17 protein-coding genes are annotated in these 13,999 nt (G+C 62.7%); 14 read left to right on the top strand and 3 right to left on the bottom strand.

Annotation, left to right across the window (positions count from 1 at the left end; translation table 11 throughout):
- Positions 1 to 9: 9 nt before the first annotated feature.
- Genes JONANDRAFT_RS07095 through JONANDRAFT_RS07060 form a run of 8 tightly spaced genes read left to right on the top strand, consistent with a single transcriptional unit; the run spans position 10 to position 6,472 of the window.
- On the top strand, positions 10 to 1,398 hold the full coding sequence (locus tag JONANDRAFT_RS07095; RefSeq protein ID WP_008523354.1) for a GspE/PulE family protein: 1,389 nt from the start codon (positions 10 to 12) through the stop codon (positions 1,396 to 1,398).
- A complete protein-coding gene (locus JONANDRAFT_RS07090) occupies positions 1,398 to 2,426 on the top strand; it encodes a type II secretion system F family protein (RefSeq protein WP_008519528.1) in 1,029 nt (342 codons plus the stop codon). Before JONANDRAFT_RS07095 ends, JONANDRAFT_RS07090 begins: the two co-directional genes overlap by 1 nt.
- Positions 2,426 to 2,722 (top strand): hypothetical protein, encoded by a 297-nt coding sequence (locus JONANDRAFT_RS07085; protein ID WP_008519526.1) that lies wholly within the window; start codon positions 2,426 to 2,428, stop codon positions 2,720 to 2,722. Before JONANDRAFT_RS07090 ends, JONANDRAFT_RS07085 begins: the two co-directional genes overlap by 1 nt.
- A complete protein-coding gene (locus JONANDRAFT_RS07080; RefSeq protein WP_008523353.1) occupies positions 2,719 to 3,489 on the top strand; it encodes a hypothetical protein in 771 nt (256 codons plus the stop codon). Before JONANDRAFT_RS07085 ends, JONANDRAFT_RS07080 begins: the two co-directional genes overlap by 4 nt.
- The gene (locus JONANDRAFT_RS07075) at positions 3,486 to 3,989 is read left to right on the top strand and encodes a hypothetical protein (RefSeq protein WP_008523352.1); all 504 of its coding nucleotides are present in this window, start codon (positions 3,486 to 3,488) and stop codon (positions 3,987 to 3,989) included. The genes JONANDRAFT_RS07080 and JONANDRAFT_RS07075 overlap by 4 nt, the downstream gene beginning before the upstream one ends.
- Complete coding sequence (locus JONANDRAFT_RS07070) at positions 3,986 to 4,462, top strand: general secretion pathway protein GspM (RefSeq protein ID WP_008523351.1); 477 nt, start codon at positions 3,986 to 3,988, stop codon at positions 4,460 to 4,462. The genes JONANDRAFT_RS07075 and JONANDRAFT_RS07070 overlap by 4 nt, the downstream gene beginning before the upstream one ends.
- The gene (locus JONANDRAFT_RS07065) at positions 4,459 to 4,896 is read left to right on the top strand and encodes a hypothetical protein (protein ID WP_008523350.1); all 438 of its coding nucleotides are present in this window, start codon (positions 4,459 to 4,461) and stop codon (positions 4,894 to 4,896) included. Before JONANDRAFT_RS07070 ends, JONANDRAFT_RS07065 begins: the two co-directional genes overlap by 4 nt.
- Before the next feature lies 1 nt (position 4,897).
- Positions 4,898 to 6,472 carry a type II secretion system protein GspD gene (locus JONANDRAFT_RS07060; protein ID WP_008523349.1) on the top strand — a complete coding sequence of 525 codons (1,575 nt, stop codon included), beginning with the start codon at positions 4,898 to 4,900 and terminating at the stop codon, positions 6,470 to 6,472.
- Between the two features lie 58 nt (positions 6,473 to 6,530).
- Here JONANDRAFT_RS07060 and JONANDRAFT_RS07055 read toward each other — a convergent pair whose 3' ends face one another.
- Genes JONANDRAFT_RS07055 through JONANDRAFT_RS07045 form a run of 3 tightly spaced genes read right to left on the bottom strand, consistent with a single transcriptional unit; the run spans position 6,531 to position 9,911 of the window.
- Positions 6,531 to 7,472, bottom strand: coding sequence for an AEC family transporter (locus JONANDRAFT_RS07055; RefSeq protein ID WP_008523348.1), 942 nt, complete (start codon positions 7,470 to 7,472; stop codon positions 6,531 to 6,533).
- A 33-nt stretch (positions 7,473 to 7,505) separates the two neighbouring features.
- Positions 7,506 to 8,264 (bottom strand): phosphate signaling complex protein PhoU, encoded by a 759-nt coding sequence (gene phoU / locus JONANDRAFT_RS07050; protein ID WP_008519512.1) that lies wholly within the window; start codon positions 8,262 to 8,264, stop codon positions 7,506 to 7,508.
- A 15-nt stretch (positions 8,265 to 8,279) separates the two neighbouring features.
- On the bottom strand, positions 8,280 to 9,911 hold the full coding sequence (locus JONANDRAFT_RS07045) for a Na/Pi cotransporter family protein (RefSeq protein WP_008523347.1): 1,632 nt from the start codon (positions 9,909 to 9,911) through the stop codon (positions 8,280 to 8,282).
- A 243-nt stretch (positions 9,912 to 10,154) separates the two neighbouring features.
- Between JONANDRAFT_RS07045 and efp the strand changes: the two genes are divergently transcribed.
- The 6 genes from efp to xseA all read left to right on the top strand — a co-directional run bounded on the left by efp (position 10,155) and on the right by xseA (position 13,998).
- A complete protein-coding gene (gene efp / locus JONANDRAFT_RS07040) occupies positions 10,155 to 10,727 on the top strand; it encodes an elongation factor P (protein ID WP_008519506.1) in 573 nt (190 codons plus the stop codon).
- A gap of 41 nt (positions 10,728 to 10,768) precedes the next feature.
- Complete coding sequence (locus JONANDRAFT_RS07035) at positions 10,769 to 11,170, top strand: CD1247 N-terminal domain-containing protein (RefSeq protein WP_008519504.1); 402 nt, start codon at positions 10,769 to 10,771, stop codon at positions 11,168 to 11,170.
- A 4-nt stretch (positions 11,171 to 11,174) separates the two neighbouring features.
- Positions 11,175 to 11,657, top strand: coding sequence for an Asp23/Gls24 family envelope stress response protein (locus JONANDRAFT_RS07030; protein WP_233417396.1), 483 nt, complete (start codon positions 11,175 to 11,177; stop codon positions 11,655 to 11,657).
- A 90-nt stretch (positions 11,658 to 11,747) separates the two neighbouring features.
- Positions 11,748 to 12,254 carry a hypothetical protein gene (locus JONANDRAFT_RS07025; RefSeq protein WP_008519500.1) on the top strand — a complete coding sequence of 169 codons (507 nt, stop codon included), beginning with the start codon at positions 11,748 to 11,750 and terminating at the stop codon, positions 12,252 to 12,254.
- Entirely contained in the window at positions 12,251 to 12,748 is a 498-nt protein-coding gene (locus JONANDRAFT_RS07020; protein WP_008523343.1) for a transcription antitermination protein NusB, read from the top strand. The genes JONANDRAFT_RS07025 and JONANDRAFT_RS07020 overlap by 4 nt, the downstream gene beginning before the upstream one ends.
- Complete coding sequence (gene xseA / locus JONANDRAFT_RS07015) at positions 12,745 to 13,998, top strand: exodeoxyribonuclease VII large subunit (protein WP_008523341.1); 1,254 nt, start codon at positions 12,745 to 12,747, stop codon at positions 13,996 to 13,998. The genes JONANDRAFT_RS07020 and xseA overlap by 4 nt, the downstream gene beginning before the upstream one ends.
- The last annotated feature ends 1 nt before the right edge of the window (position 13,999 follow it).

Raw genomic sequence — 13,999 nt, 5'->3', positions numbered from 1 at the left:
GAGGAGCCGATGAACGGTCAAAACGAGATGGGCGTTTCTGGGGAAGTGCGGCTTGCTCTGTCGCGGGACTGTTGCGAGAGCCTTCGGGTGGTCCCGCTGCGGTCAGACGGTCGGACTCTTTTTGCAGCGCCCGCCGAACCGCTCCAGCTGCCTCAGTTCGACCGGCTGGAAAGGGAATGGCGCGGGCCGGTTGAGACCGTTCGGGTGAGTGACGAGTGGTTCGCCGCCGAGTTTCCTCGCCATCTGGCCTTCGTGTCCGCCGTGGAGGACGCGGCGTCGGAAAATGAAGGGGCCCTTGCCGAGCTGACGGGCCTGATTTTTTCTTGGGCCTGCGGCGAGGGGGCTTCGGATATTCACTTTGAGCCGAGCTCTGGCGACGCGCGGATACGCTTTCGGGTTGACGGCCGGCTCAGGCTCGTCTCGTTCATTCCTCGGCGGCTTCACGAAAACCTGCTCAGCCGGCTGAAGCTGACATCGGGCTTAGACATCGCCGAGCGACGGCGCCCTCAGGACGGTCGGCTCAGCGTCACGGTCGGTCAGTCCGCCGTGGACGTGCGGATATCAACCCTGCCCACGCTTTGGGGCGAAAAGCTGACCGCCCGTCTGCTGACGTCGGCCGGCGGGCTGACGATTGGCCGGCTGGGCGGCGGCGAGGCGGTCGGACGAGCCCTTCGTGCTCTGACGTCGCTCTCGTCAGGGCTGGTGCTCAGCACCGGGCCGACCGGCAGCGGCAAGACGACGACCCAGTACGCGCTGTTAAAAGAAATTGATCGGGACTCGTTCAACGTCCTGACCGTTGAGGATCCGATAGAATACCGTCTGCCCGGCGTCAACCAAGTGCAGATCAACGAGGCCGCTGGGGCGACGTTTTCGTCAGTTCTGAAAGCGATGCTTCGTCAGGATCCAGACGTGATTATGGTCGGCGAGATCCGCGATCCTCAGACGGCCCAGTTGGCGACGCGGGCCGCTCTGACCGGTCATTTGGTGTTCAGCACGCTGCACACGGCCGACGCGGCGTCAGCCCTGTGGCGGCTGATTGAAATCGGCGTTCCGGTGTGGCTTGTGGCCGCGTCAGTCAAAGCGGTCGTCGCTCAGCGGCTGCTCCGACTTCTGTGCCCTCACTGCCGCCGTCAAAGCGCCAGTTCGGCCTGCTGGACGCCGGTCGGCTGTCCGTCTTGCGGCGGAACAGGGTATCGAGGAAGGACGGCGATTTTTGAAATTCTGGAGATGGACGACGCCGTCCGCCACCTCGTCATGGGGCCGGACGGGCTGACTGAAGTCCGCCGACTTCTGGCACGACGGGGCGTGAAACCGCTTCGGGATCAAGCGCTGGAGCTGGCGTCGCAGGGGCTTGTCACGATGGAAGACGCCCTGCTCTCGACGCCTGACGGCCAGTGATGCGTTGGCGCTCTCGGATCTCCGGCGCCGAACGGACGGCGTTTTTGCAGGCCCTGTCGCAGTTTTTATCCTGCGGCGTGCCGGTCGACCAAGCGCTGAAAGATCTGCCGGTCGGCGGGGCCTTGGCGTCCCGACTTCGGCGGTCCCTGCTGAGCGGTTTCTCGTTTGCTGACGCTTTGGAGCGGGAGAACGAATTTGACCCTGTGACAGTCGCCTTGGTTCGGGCCGGCGAGGCTCACGGCGCGTTGGTTCAGGCTCTGAACCAAGCGGCTGACGTGCGGTGCCGCCGACAGAAACTTCGGAGCGCCGCCGTCTCGGCGTCGGTTTACCCGGCGTTTGTCCTCGCGTTGGCCGGAGTTGTTACCGCCGTTATGGGAGGCGTCGTCCTGCCGCGGTTCCGTCAGGCGTTCGAGCGGTTGGGCGTCCAACTGCCTCAGGCAACGCGGTTTTTAATGTCCGTCGGGCCGGCTTTCGCGGTTGCCCTGCCCGTCGTCATTCTGCTTTTGGGGACGGTCGCCCTGCTGGCCCGCCGGCGACTTTTGCCGCAGGGCGTGACCGACTGGTGGGAGAAAATATGCGACCGCCTGCCGTTTTTGGGCCCGTGGCGAAGGGCGGCGGCGTTGGCCCGAAGCACGGCGGTGCTGGCCGGTTCACTCGCCGCCGGGGTTGAAATGAGAACGGCGCTTGGACTGGCCGGCCGGGCGAGCGGCCGCGCAGCTGTCTGTCAGGCTTTAAGCCGAGCGCGGGACCGAGTTTCAGCCGGTATGTCCCTGTCGGACGCGCTGAGCGGCGAAAAAGTCATCGGCCCGTGGGCGGTTGGAATTTTGAAGGTAGGCGAGCAGACCGGCTGTCTGGCTGAAAGCCTCCAACGGCTGGCCGACTTGTTGGCACAGGAGCAGGAAGGACGGAGCGCCATGGCGATGAAAATTCTTGAACCGGCGGTTATCCTCGCCGCCGGAGCCGTGACGGCCTTTGTGGCGTGGGGAATTTTTGCGCCGCTCGTTTCGGCCGTGGAAGGGCTGAGCTGATGAGACGGCGGGGGACTACTTTGACGGAAGTCCTCGTCGCTTTGGCGTTGGCTGCCGGAGCGGGGTTTCCGGTCTGGTGGGCCTGTGAGCGAATTCACGCCGTGACAGTTGACGCGGCCGCTCGGTCAGCTCGGCTTGACGCGCTGTTCTCCGCCGTCGTGACCGGACGGTCGGGAACGTGGGCGGGACAGAGCGCTTCCGTTCGTCTGACGTCCGAAACAGTCGAAGCGGTTCTTGACGTTCCGGGCGAGCCGGAAAAGTTGGCCGCCGTTCGGCGCGCGGGGCGGGACAGATGAGCCTATGGAGCCCCGATCGCGTCGGCGCGGCATCGGACGATAGGGGGACGACGGTCTTTCGCGGCCAAATCGACGTCAGAAGCCGTCAGGTGAAAACGAAAGAAGTTCGGCTTCTCAAGCCGTCGGTTCTCACCTCGGAAGCCGATTGGGGAGAAGTCAAGCGGGCCGCGTCCGGCGGCGCGAAAATAGTTTTTGGCTGGCCAGTGGGGGGAACGCGGTTTGACGTGAGTTCCGGGGCGGTCGGCCCGAACTGCACGGAGCCGGTTGACCTGGGCGGAAAACAATTCTGCTTGACCGCCCAAGCGGACTGCGAATCGGTATGCGGTTTTCTCGCGAGGGCTGAAAAGGCCGTCCCAGTGCGGGCCGTCGAGCCCCTTGAAATAGCCGTCGTCCGGCCGTTTGCCGACCTGTCGTCGGCCGGCGGCGCGCTGTTCGTCTGCCGGTTGGGCGGGGCGATCCTTTTCGCTCAACTGTGGAAGGGCGAGCCGATTTTTTTCAGGGCCACGGACAACGGGGCGGACGATGACGGTCAGATCGTCAGGCAGGCGCTGCGGACGGTGGAGTACCTGACCGAGCGGTATTCACCGCTGAAAGGGACGCTCTGTTTCACGCTCGGCGAAGGCCGAGATCCGTTGGCTAAGGCCCTGAGCGCCTCAGGCCTGCGGGCGCGTCCTGTGAGCCTGTCCGACTGCTGGGACGGCAGCCCGCCGCCTGACGACGGGCTCTCGATAGCGGCCTTTGGCCTCGCGATGTGGGGGATGTCATGAAAACCGCCGTCAATCTGGTCAAACCGACCCAGCTCTTGAGCTTGCCGGTCCTCCTGTTCCTCGGCCTGTGGCTTCTGTCCTGCGGCATCGCCGGCGTGACGGGATGGCGGGCTTGGCAGACTGCGGGCGGCGAGCTGGCGCGGTTTGAGGCGGCTACTGCGGCTTGCTTGGCTCGGTCATCAGAGCTTGAAAAGGACAACGAGCGGTACGCCGCCCGTCTTAACCTGTATGAGCGGATAGCCCAGCGGCTGGAAAAGCCGATGGCGCTGATCCTCTCCGAGTTTGCCGGGAGACTTCCGCAGGGAACAGGGCTTCACTATGCCCGAATCGAAGGGGACGCGGCTAAGTTTGTCGTCCGAAGCTCGGACGGCGAAAAGGTCTATCAGCTGTCGGAAGATCTTTTGACGGTCCCGGATTGGACGTTTTCAGCGCCGCACCGGGAAAGCCAGTCGTCCCGCCGGGACTTGTGGGAGATTGACGGGCGGAGGAACAGTCCATGAGGCCGAGGCTTATCGGGGCTCTGCTGCTTCTGTCTGTCGTCCAGTTGGCCGGCGTTTGGGCCTTTCGGGCCTATTTGGCCGACTTAGCCAAGCGGCGCGACGCGGCGGCAGAAAAGCTGTTTGCCTGTCAGGCCCAAGTCGCCCGGCTCTCGAGCCGGGCCGATGAGGCGCAGAAAATTTTAGACAAGTTGGCCGCGGAGCCGCTCGGCCCGGAAGGCGAGGCGGCGCTGACGGTCATTTCGCCGTCGGCGGCTGAAAAGGGGCTGACGGTTTTTTCAGCTCCGAAACGGACGGAAGGTCTGACGGCATTCTCCCTGAAGGGCCGAGCCGACGGGCTCTTGAAGTGGCTGGACGACTGGGAGCGGAACTGTCCGGCCTCGTTGGTGAGGCAGGCTGAGTTTTTTGAGACGCCGGAAGCTCCATGCGAGGGAATACTGCGGGTCGTCATCGAGGCCCCGGAGGATGAGGGATGAAAAGCTTCGGAGGTCTTCTCATCGCCGTGGCCGCCGGGGCGGCTCTTCTGTGGAACGCCCGAATCGACCTGCCGGCTGCGGCCTTTCAGGGCGCAGCCGAAAGGAGCGAAGAAAGGGAGCTCGACGACGGGCTCGCCGCCCGTTTGGCCGAGGCGCTGAACAGGAGGCGGAGTTTGCCGCCTGTCGCGCCGGTCTTTTGGAGCATTCCCGACGAGGCAGCTTTGCCCAAAGAAGCGGTTCCAGCCCGGCTCCTTGGCGTGTTCATCAGCGGTCCCCGCCGGGTTGCCCTCGTGCAGATTCAGGGCGAGACGCGGCTGCTTCCTCCGGGCGGTCAGGCTGGCGGCCTGACCGTGACGGCGATCGGCGACGGGTGGATTAAGTGCCGACGAAACGGCGAAGCGTTCACGCTTCGGCTTGAAAAAGGAGGACGGTGACATGCGCCGGGTAGTCTCAGCCCTGTTCGCCCTTCTGTGTCTTACTTCAGCCAGTTTTGCCGCGTGTCTTCGCGGCGTTCGGATCGAGCAGGGCGGCGATCGGCTGGTTGAAGCGTGGTTTACCGGCCAAGACCTGCCACGCCCGGCCGTCGTGAGCCAAGGGCCGGACGGCGTGAAACTGCGTTTCCCAAGCTGTGCCCTCAAGTTGACGGGCGATATTCTGACGCCGCCGCTTCTTTGGGGAGTTTCGGCGGAACTCAAAGACGGCGGGGCCGACGTTTTCATCCGAACGAGAGTTCCGATGGTCCTGAAAAAACTCGAGTCCGACCCCGGCGGGATAAAAGCCTACGTTAAGCTGGAGTCCGCGGGGAAAAAAGGCGCTCCTTCGGCCGGGTGCGCGAAGCCGGCCGGTCAAAAGGAGAAACGGCTGACGATGAGCCTGACGGAAGTCAAGGTAGCCGACGCCCTGCGGTTGGCCGCCGAGGGGCTGAAGTGCAGCATCATCGTTGACGAGCCGGAAACGAGCCCGACGGTTACGCTCTCCCTGCGAGACGTGACGGCCCAGGAGGCTTTAGAGTTGATCACCGCCTCGGCCGGGTACGGCTGGGCGAAGATCGGCTCGACGATTCTCGTCGGCCCGCGGTCCGTTCTGGCCGCCCGACTGGGAAAGAACGGGCTGAAAAGCTACGACGTCTTTTGGGCTGATCCGGGGAAGACTGGCGCGCTGGTCAAGTCGATTGTCGGCTTGGTCGGCGACGACGCCGTCTCGGTGGATGAGCGCCGGAACCGAATTTACGTGAAGGGAACGCCGGCCCAACAGGAGCAGGTTCGTGAGCTCCTGGCCCAGTTGGACGAGCCGGCTGATCAGGTGATGATCAAGGCCCGTATCATTGAGGTCAACGACGACGCGACGAGCGAAATGGAATCGGTCCTTCAGGCGGTGTACCACCAGTGGTGGCTGTCATTTTCGTCCGGCGTCGCCAGCTTGGGCTTCTTTGACAGCTCCTCGCCGTTAGCGCCATCGTCGGGTACGGCGCAGGGCGCCGGGACCGTCGCGCGGATGTTGGACGCCCGAATTGCCGGGCTGGTTGAAAAGGGAAAGGCTCGAGTCTTGGCCGATCCGACGGTCGTCGTCCTTGACGGGCACAAGGCGACGATTAAACTGGTCGACCGGGTCAAGTACGTGAGCTGGCGCGACGACGCGGGCAATCCTGGCTACAGCGACGAAGAGGTCGGCCCCCGTCTGGAAGTCACCCCTCGAGTGGGGAGCGAGGGCGGAATGACCATATCCATGGCGCTTAAAACCGGCGAGATCGTCCAGTGGAAGCGCGGCGGCCTCGGCGAGGACGTCCCGCAGATCAGCGAGAGGGAAGTCTCATCGTCGGTTCGGGTCTTGGACGGTCAGCCCTTCGTGGTCGGCGGCCTGTTCAAAGAGTCGGTATCGAAGACGACGCAGCGTATTCCAGTCCTCGGGGATTTGCCGCTTCTCGGTTCCCTGTTCAGGTCATCGCGGCGTCGATCGGTTCGCAGTCAGGTGGTGATGGTGGTCATTCCGACGCTGCTTCCGGCACGTTAGCCGAATAAAAAAAGAGGTCTGCGCTCAATCGTGAGCGCAGACCTCTTTTTTATTCTTTTCAGGGCACCAAGACTGGCGCTATTCCCAGCCAGACGGCCGTGGTGCCGAGCCCCAGAACGGTGGCGCAGGCCAGAGTGCTTGAGGCGTATCGGTAGTCCATTCCCATGCCGTAGGCGAAGATGTAGCAGTTAAACGCGTGAGACACCGACGAGATGATCACCGCGGCGATCATGCCCTCGCGGCTTGCGAGCGGCCAGATGTGAAAGGCCAGACACAGGCACGCTGGCAGGACGACGACCTTCAGCATGACGTCGATCCAGCAGACTTTCAGGTCGGTTCGGAGCCGCGAAAGTTCCAGCGACGCGCCGATCACGAGAAGTGCTAAGCCGGTAGCCGATTGGGACAGCATGTTGATCGCCTGAAGGACCGGCTGGGGAATGAAGCGTACGAGGCCGGCTATGGCGCACAGAATGCCGGCGAACCCGGCGAGCAAGACGGGGTTTTTCAACGACGCGACGAGTGACGAGAGGAGCTTTTTCCAGCTCAGCCGCCCGGCAAGGCAGATCTGCGCGGCCAAGATTGGGAAGAAATTGTAGAACAGCATGCCCACCGCGACGTAAAGCGCGATCATCTCTTTCCCCTGCTCGCCGATGTAAAGGAAGAGAAGAGGCAGGGCCACATACAGCACGTTCCCTCGAATGGACATCATGACGCTCGTCGCCGTTCGCTCCGGCGTTAAGCCTCTCAGTCGGCTGAGCACGAGGGAGAGAATCATGACGAAGATGAACGACGAGTAAATGGCCAACATGAAGTTCCACCCGCCGATCAGGTCGGCGCGGAAACGAATGCCGGCGGAAAAAATGCTGCACGGCATGAGGATTCGAAAGAGAAGCCAGTTAATCTTCCCCTCGGTGTGCTCGTCCAAGTAGCCCTTCTGTTTGATGAACCACCCCAGCGACATGATCAGCATCAGGGCAATGATTGGTCCTAAAGCCTGCATCGTTCCTCTCTCTTTCCGTTGGCTGTTCCCGTATCAGGAGGGCTGCCCGTCTGCTCCGTCTGGCGGCTCTGGAATACCGCGGCGGTGATGTTCCAGCTGAAAGCGCTCTCCAGTCACAGTGTACCACGCCCGCTCGGCGATGTTGCAGGCGTGGTCGCCGATTCGCTCCAAGTTTCGGCTCGTGATGATGAGCTGGGTCGCCTGATCGACCAGCTGGTCGTCCTCGTGATGACGCCTCATCATCTCGATCAGGTCGTCGTAGATGCGGTCGTTCAGGTCATCAACTGCGTCGTCGCCTTCGATGACCTCCTGAGCCTCCGGCGCGTTCTCGTGAATCAGCGAATCCACGGCGTGGCGAACCATCTCTTCGGCCAACTGGCCCATACGGGGCAGATCGACGAGCGGCTTGATGAACGGCCCGTGAATCTTCAGCGTCCGCTGGGCGATGTTCACGGCTTGGTCGCCGATCCGTTCCAAGTCGGTGATGGTTTTCAGCACCGAGAAGACGAACCGCAGGTCCTCCCGAACCGGCTGTCTCATCGCCAAGGCGCGAAGGCACAGGTTCTCGATGGATATCTCCAGATCGTCAACAGTTCCGTCGGAGTTGATCACCTGTCGGGCCAACTGTTCGTCGCGCTTCTGCAGGGCCGCCATCGCGTTTTTTACCATGCTCACCGCCGCGTCCGCCATGGTCTGGAGCTGACTTGCCAGCTCCTCTCTGTCTCGGGCGAACAGGAGGGACTGCCAATCGTTGGCAGGCTCCGCGTCGGCCTTCCGTTTAAAAAAGCTCATATCAGTCACCTCGGGTTAAAAATCGGCCGTCAGGGCCGCCGCGTCGTCGGACGTCCGCAGCCGGGCCTTAACGGCGCCGCCGCGGGCCAGCTCGGCGCAGGCTCGGGCGATTCGGTCGCAGGCGAGGAGCACCTGCTCGCCGTTGAAGTTCTTTCCGTCCCGGGACGTCTCGCCGGCCATCTGGGTGCGGAGCGCCAAGGTCAGCCGCCGGTACTCGTCTTTGCTCTCCATCGTGGCTCGGAACATCGCCCCTTCGTCGAGGGCAAAGGCGGCCAGCGCGTTTCGTATCAGCTCGATCATTCGGTCGGGCAGCTGACGCCACAGCTCGCCGGATCGGGTCTCCGCCGTTCCGGCGGCGATCAGGCTGGGGCTTAAGGGGACAAAGTCGTCGATCAGCGCGCGGCACAGGTCGCCCAGTGCAGTCAGCGAATAGGCCAACGCGACGTGCTCCCGCCGCAGCTGAGGGTCCTCGTTGTCGCTGTCGAGGGCGGACAGGTAATTCTGACAGGCTGAAAAAAGTTCCGGCACGCCCGACGCCAGCGCGTTCAGCCGGTTTCGGTATTGGGGCTGAACCGGAGTGGTGCATAAAAAGACGATTTCGTCCACAAAGCCGGCGAGTCGGGTCATCTCCCGGGCCAGCAGCGGGATCCCCAAAGCTGGCAGAGGAACGTTGGAGCTGTCGATCAGCTTGGGCGTACCGAAGTCATCTTCGGATCCTGCTAATCGTTGGGCCGCCGCGCCCAAGAGCCAGGTGAACGGGAGCACGACGGCGACGTTGAGCCAGCCGACGGCGAACTGGGCCCAGCTCACCTGACTGGCCACGCCGGCGACGTGTCCTGCAAGAAACCTCATCAGCGACCCGGCGATCGGCAGGACGATTAAAACGCCGGCGACTCGGAAGATCACCGTCGCCAAGGCGAGGGCTCTGGCGTTTTTCCGCGCTCCCAGCCCGGTGATCAGCACCAGAGCGGAGTTGCCCACTCGTGAGCCGAGGACCACAGCCAAGACGGCCTCAGCGGGGAACGCGCCGGCGGAGGCTAAAGTCACGGCCAACCCGAGCACCGGAACGCTGCTCTGGACGAGGGCCGTGAGCAGCAGGGCGATGACGAACATCAGGACGGGACGTCCCGCGCCGAACATGAGAAAATGCTCGAAGACGCCGGCCTGTTGGAGCGGCGCCACGCCCATGCCGATCAGCTCCATGCCCATCAGGACCAGAGACACGCCCTGAATGAGGTACCCGGCCTTGACGGCCCGGCTGCGTCCTGTTTTTGCCAGAGCCACGCCCAGCGCTAGGCCGAGCGGCGACCAGACGGTCATGTTCATCGACAGGAGGAAGATGATGAACGTCGTCCCGACGCTCGCGCCCATCATCACCAAGAGCGACCCGGCAAAAGGGATCATTCCCAGGTCAACCAGGCCGACAGCAAATGACGTGGCCGCGGTCGTGCTCTGAGTGAGCAGCGCCAGCACCAGGCCGAAGGAGAACGCGTAGCCCTTCCGCTGGCAGATCAGCGTCATTAAGTCCTTCGCCGCCGCGCCGAGCCCTTTGCGGAACGCCCTGGCGCTGAACTCCAAGCCATGAAGAAACAGGCCCAGCCCGCCTGCGATTTGGGCGAAAGCGAGGGCCCACTGAAACTGGGTCATATTTACCACATCCTCAAAAGGTTCCCGAAACCGGCGGCGCTTTTGCGCGCGGGCGCGGGAACAGGAGCGCTCAATGAAGAGAAAGGCACTCCAATTTGGCGTATTATATCATAAGAGAATCGTGCTTCTGGGCTCCTGAGACACTGGCACGCCGTCTTTCGGTTGCAAACGAAAGGACGTACAACTAAAATCAAATACTGGTTCATAGTCCAAAGGTTCATCAGCTGACATGGAGGTTGTTTTATGGCACAAGTTGTCGATACCAGTAAGTTTTACGTGGGACTCAAGATCAGATGGCAGGACGGAATGTGGGAAATCGTCGATTACCAGCACCACAAGATGGGGCGGGGCGGAGCCGTCGTCAAGACGAAACTTCGCAACATCGACACCGGTTCGATCGTCGAGAACGGCTTCCGGGCCGGCGAGCGGTTCGAGCGGATCGTGTTTGAAGAGAAGCCCGCGCAGTACATCTACAAAGAGGGCGACAGCTACGTCTTCATGGATATGGAGACCTACGACCACATTTCTCTGCCCGCAGAGGTTCTCGGCTCGGCGCTCCATTATTTGATTGACAATCTGGAAGTGCGGCTCGACCTGTTTGAAGGGCGCATCATGGGCATTGAGCTGCCCAACAGCGTGACGCTTAAAATCGCCGAGACGGCGCCGGCCTTCAAGGGTGACACCGTTTCGGGGAGCGGCAAGCCGGCGACCATGGAAACCGGGCTTGTCGTCAACGTTCCCATGTTCGTCGAGTCGGGCGAGTCAGTCGTCGTTGACACCCGAACCGGCGAATACATCGAGCGGGCTAAAAAGTAGATTTCCGCCCCAGCCGGCGGATAAAAAGGAGGGGAGCTTCTGTGAGTGCCCGAGAACGGATCGCCTATTTAAAAGGACTGCTGGACGGTCAAAAGACGCCGGTCTCGCCGACTCAGTCGGCCCTGTTGGCCGCCTTGGAAGCGTTGGGCGACGAGTTGGACGACCTGAGACGCCAAACCGAGGAGCGAACCGAGGACTGTCGGGAACTCTACTCCCTGTTTGACGGACTGGATGCCCAAGTGGACGAGCTGGCGGAACACTTCGAGGAAACGGACGGCGAACCGAACGCCGACGAGCTTGATCAGGAGTTCGAAGAGGCCTGCTGCACCTCCTGCGGTACCCATTTTTTCTACCACCCGTCGTTGATTGAAGACGGGGCGGTCCGGTGTCCTGGCTGCGATGCGCCGGTGGCCGTGATGGCCGAAGCGCCGGAAGATGAGTGACGCCGTGCCGGAGACCCCAGGGACGACTCGGCTGACGAAAAGGGAAGAGTTTGACCTGGACGAAGCCTTGGCCGAAGCCAAGGACGAGCTTCAGGCGTCTGATCCCCAAGGCGAGCTCCACCTGTCCGACGACGTCCTGCTGGATCTGGCCCGCAAGGCGCTGGAAACCACGACGGATATCCGGCTGGCGAGCACGGGGCTTTCGTCCGTTCTGGGGCTCAGCCGAAAAAGCGTGGAGGGTCTGCGGGTTTCCGTCGACGAGAGCGGGAAAGAGCCGGTCATCACGGTTGACGCTTACCTGCTTGTCCGATGGGGAGTCCGCGTCCCCGACTTAGCTTGGGACGTTCAGGAACTTCTCAAGCGGGAGCTCGAGCGGGTGACCGGCTACCGGGTGAAAGCCGTGAACATTCACGTCCAAGGGATTTTCTTCGAGACTGACGAGACTCAAACGCCGGCTGAACCTGCCGGCGAGACGTCAGACATCTGAGACCAGTGGCGGAAGCCGGCTCGTCCTGAAGGCCGAGCCGACTTCTTTATCTTTTCTTCCCGCGCCGCGGGCCGAACAGGAGGTGCGTCAGTGGAGCTGCTCTTCGATCAGACGCCGATAGGTTCTATCAGCGTGTCGACGAAAACGATGACCGATTTGGTGGCCCGTCACCTGCCTCGGAGCGTGGCGTGCACGTCGCTTCGGTTCCGACGCCACGACAGGCTCTGCCTAGTGCTGATCACTGACCGCCGAAGCCGGTGGAACCGGTGGGATGACCAGCAGCGCGCCCAGGCCATCGTCAGCGACCTGAAAATGCTCGGCGTGTCCATGCCCAGGCTTCAATGGGTGCGGACCACCTCAGACGAGGAAATGGAGGAGTTGCGGCGGTCGACCGCCCGCCTTGTGGAACGCCCGCTGTTTTGGACGCTGACGGCCGCGGCCGTTTTGGCGCCGGTGATGATGACTTTTCATCGATCGGTCGTCTTCTGGGCCCTGTGCGGAGCCGCTTGGTGGGTTTCCCATTGGCTTCTGCGCCGGGGAGGACTTGAAAAACTGAAGCGTTTGGCCACGACGCCGCCAAGGAGATATTTCAAATGACAACCGAATCGAAGGGCAATATTTCGAGTCAAAAGCAGCACCTGCGGCGTTTCTTGGCCGTTCAAGCCCTGTTCGCTCTGGACAGCTCGGCCGATCCTGCCGGGACGCTTCGGCTTCTGGCGGACGACTGGGAGCTTCTGGGGTTCCACGGCGACGAGCTGGAGATCGACGACGAGACGGCCTCTCAGCTTCCTGCCATCAGCGCGGAAGACTGCGGCGCGGCGGTTCAGTGGGCCGAGCGGGTGTGGTCCCATCTCGATCAGGTGGACTCTCTCATCGCCCCGTGCCTGCGCGGCTGGCGTCTGCCGCGTCTTGACGGCGTTGACCGGGCAATCCTTCGGCTGTGTTTCTTCGAGTCCCGGGTCGAGGGCTCGGTGAACGACGCGGTTGCGGCCAGCGAGGCGGTCATTCTGGCCAAGGCCATGGGCGGCGAGCAGTCCGCCAAGTTCGTCAACGGGGTCATCGGTTCCATCATGAGAGGGGCGGGGCAATGACGGACCGGGAACTTCAGGCCCCTTCGCAGGTCATGACGGTCAGCGAGCTGGTCGGCCTGATCAAGCAGGCGATCGACGAGAACCCCCAGTTTCGGCGCGTCGTCGTTGAAGGCGAGCTGACCGAGTTCAAAATGCACCAAGCCAGCGGACACGCGTATTTTTCTCTGGCCGAGAAGACGTTTGACCGAACTGGAGGGCGGCTGGTGAGGATCCCCTGCGTCATGTTCCAGAGCTGGACCCAATACATGACGTTTGTCCCTCAAGTGGGAGACCAAGTCCGGCTGATCGGGCAGGTGGGGTTCTACGCTGACCGAGGACAGGTTCAGCTGTACGCGACGCGGCTGTTCCCGGTTGGTGCCGGCGCGGCTCAGCGGGCACGGCGCGCGTTGGAAGAGCGGCTTTTACGGGACGGCGTGTTCTCGCCGGAGCGCAAGCGCCCGATGCCGGAACTGCCTCTATTAGTGGCGGTCGTCACGTCGCCGACCGGCGCGGCGGTCCATGACGTGGAAAACGTCATGAAAAAACGGTTCCCCCAAGCCTCGCTGACGGTCGTCCCGTGCCTCGTTCAGGGCGTCGACGCTCCCGACTCGATCATTCGGGCGCTTCACCGGGCGTACCTCCTGCCTGGCGTGCAGGCCGTCATGATCGTTCGGGGCGGCGGAAGCAGGGATGACCTCAACCCGTTCGACGACGAGCGGTTGGTGCGCGAGGTGGCCCGCAGCCCGATACCGGTCATGTCAGGCGTCGGTCACGACGTGGACAGCACGTTCTGTGACAGGGCGGCCGACCAGTTTGCCCCCACGCCGTCTGCGGCGGCGGAACGGCTGTTTCCCGACGCGCGGGAACTTGAAAACCAGCTGAGTGCCGCCGGCTCTCACTTGAAAAGCCTCGTCCGCGCGAGGCTGGGCAAGCAGGGGGACCGACTGTCAGAACTTGCAAAACGCTGCGCTAACGCGGCTTCTGTGCGGCTCAGGAACTCAGCCCTTTGGCTGGACGATCTGTCCGACAGGCTATCATCTGCGGCGTTGGGCAGAGTAAGGCACGCGGCGCTGAAACTCCAGGGAATCAGCTCGACGATCGAAGCGCTGTCCCCTCAGCTGGTGCTTTCCAGAGGCTACTCGGTTTGTCTGAAAGGCGGCGTTCCGGTGCGCTCGGTGGGAGATTTGACGCCGGGCGACGGAGTCACTTTGCAGTTGTCCGACGGTCAGGCGCAGATGCGCTGTCAGTCGTTAACTGAATACATTTGCTGAA

It is taken from the genome of Jonquetella anthropi DSM 22815 (assembly GCF_000237805.1).
Classification (GTDB): domain Bacteria; phylum Synergistota; class Synergistia; order Synergistales; family Dethiosulfovibrionaceae; genus Jonquetella; species Jonquetella anthropi.
Note: the sequence above shows the minus strand (reverse complement) of the source record. Positions and strands in the feature narration are given on the sequence as shown.

Coding starts and splice junctions, on each gene's coding strand:
- JONANDRAFT_RS07095 (WP_008523354.1), top strand. CDS start 10: ATGAACGGTCAAAACGAGATGGGCGTTTCTGGGGAAGTGCGGCTTGCT.
- JONANDRAFT_RS07090 (WP_008519528.1), top strand. CDS start 1,398: ATGCGTTGGCGCTCTCGGATCTCCGGCGCCGAACGGACGGCGTTTTTG.
- JONANDRAFT_RS07085 (WP_008519526.1), top strand. CDS start 2,426: ATGAGACGGCGGGGGACTACTTTGACGGAAGTCCTCGTCGCTTTGGCG.
- JONANDRAFT_RS07080 (WP_008523353.1), top strand. CDS start 2,719: ATGAGCCTATGGAGCCCCGATCGCGTCGGCGCGGCATCGGACGATAGG.
- JONANDRAFT_RS07075 (WP_008523352.1), top strand. CDS start 3,486: ATGAAAACCGCCGTCAATCTGGTCAAACCGACCCAGCTCTTGAGCTTG.
- JONANDRAFT_RS07070 (WP_008523351.1), top strand. CDS start 3,986: ATGAGGCCGAGGCTTATCGGGGCTCTGCTGCTTCTGTCTGTCGTCCAG.
- JONANDRAFT_RS07065 (WP_008523350.1), top strand. CDS start 4,459: ATGAAAAGCTTCGGAGGTCTTCTCATCGCCGTGGCCGCCGGGGCGGCT.
- JONANDRAFT_RS07060 (WP_008523349.1), top strand. CDS start 4,898: ATGCGCCGGGTAGTCTCAGCCCTGTTCGCCCTTCTGTGTCTTACTTCA.
- JONANDRAFT_RS07055 (WP_008523348.1), bottom strand. CDS start 7,472: ATGCAGGCTTTAGGACCAATCATTGCCCTGATGCTGATCATGTCGCTG.
- phoU (WP_008519512.1), bottom strand. CDS start 8,264: ATGAGCTTTTTTAAACGGAAGGCCGACGCGGAGCCTGCCAACGATTGG.
- JONANDRAFT_RS07045 (WP_008523347.1), bottom strand. CDS start 9,911: ATGACCCAGTTTCAGTGGGCCCTCGCTTTCGCCCAAATCGCAGGCGGG.
- efp (WP_008519506.1), top strand. CDS start 10,155: ATGGCACAAGTTGTCGATACCAGTAAGTTTTACGTGGGACTCAAGATC.
- JONANDRAFT_RS07020 (WP_008523343.1), top strand. CDS start 12,251: ATGACAACCGAATCGAAGGGCAATATTTCGAGTCAAAAGCAGCACCTG.
- xseA (WP_008523341.1), top strand. CDS start 12,745: ATGACGGACCGGGAACTTCAGGCCCCTTCGCAGGTCATGACGGTCAGC.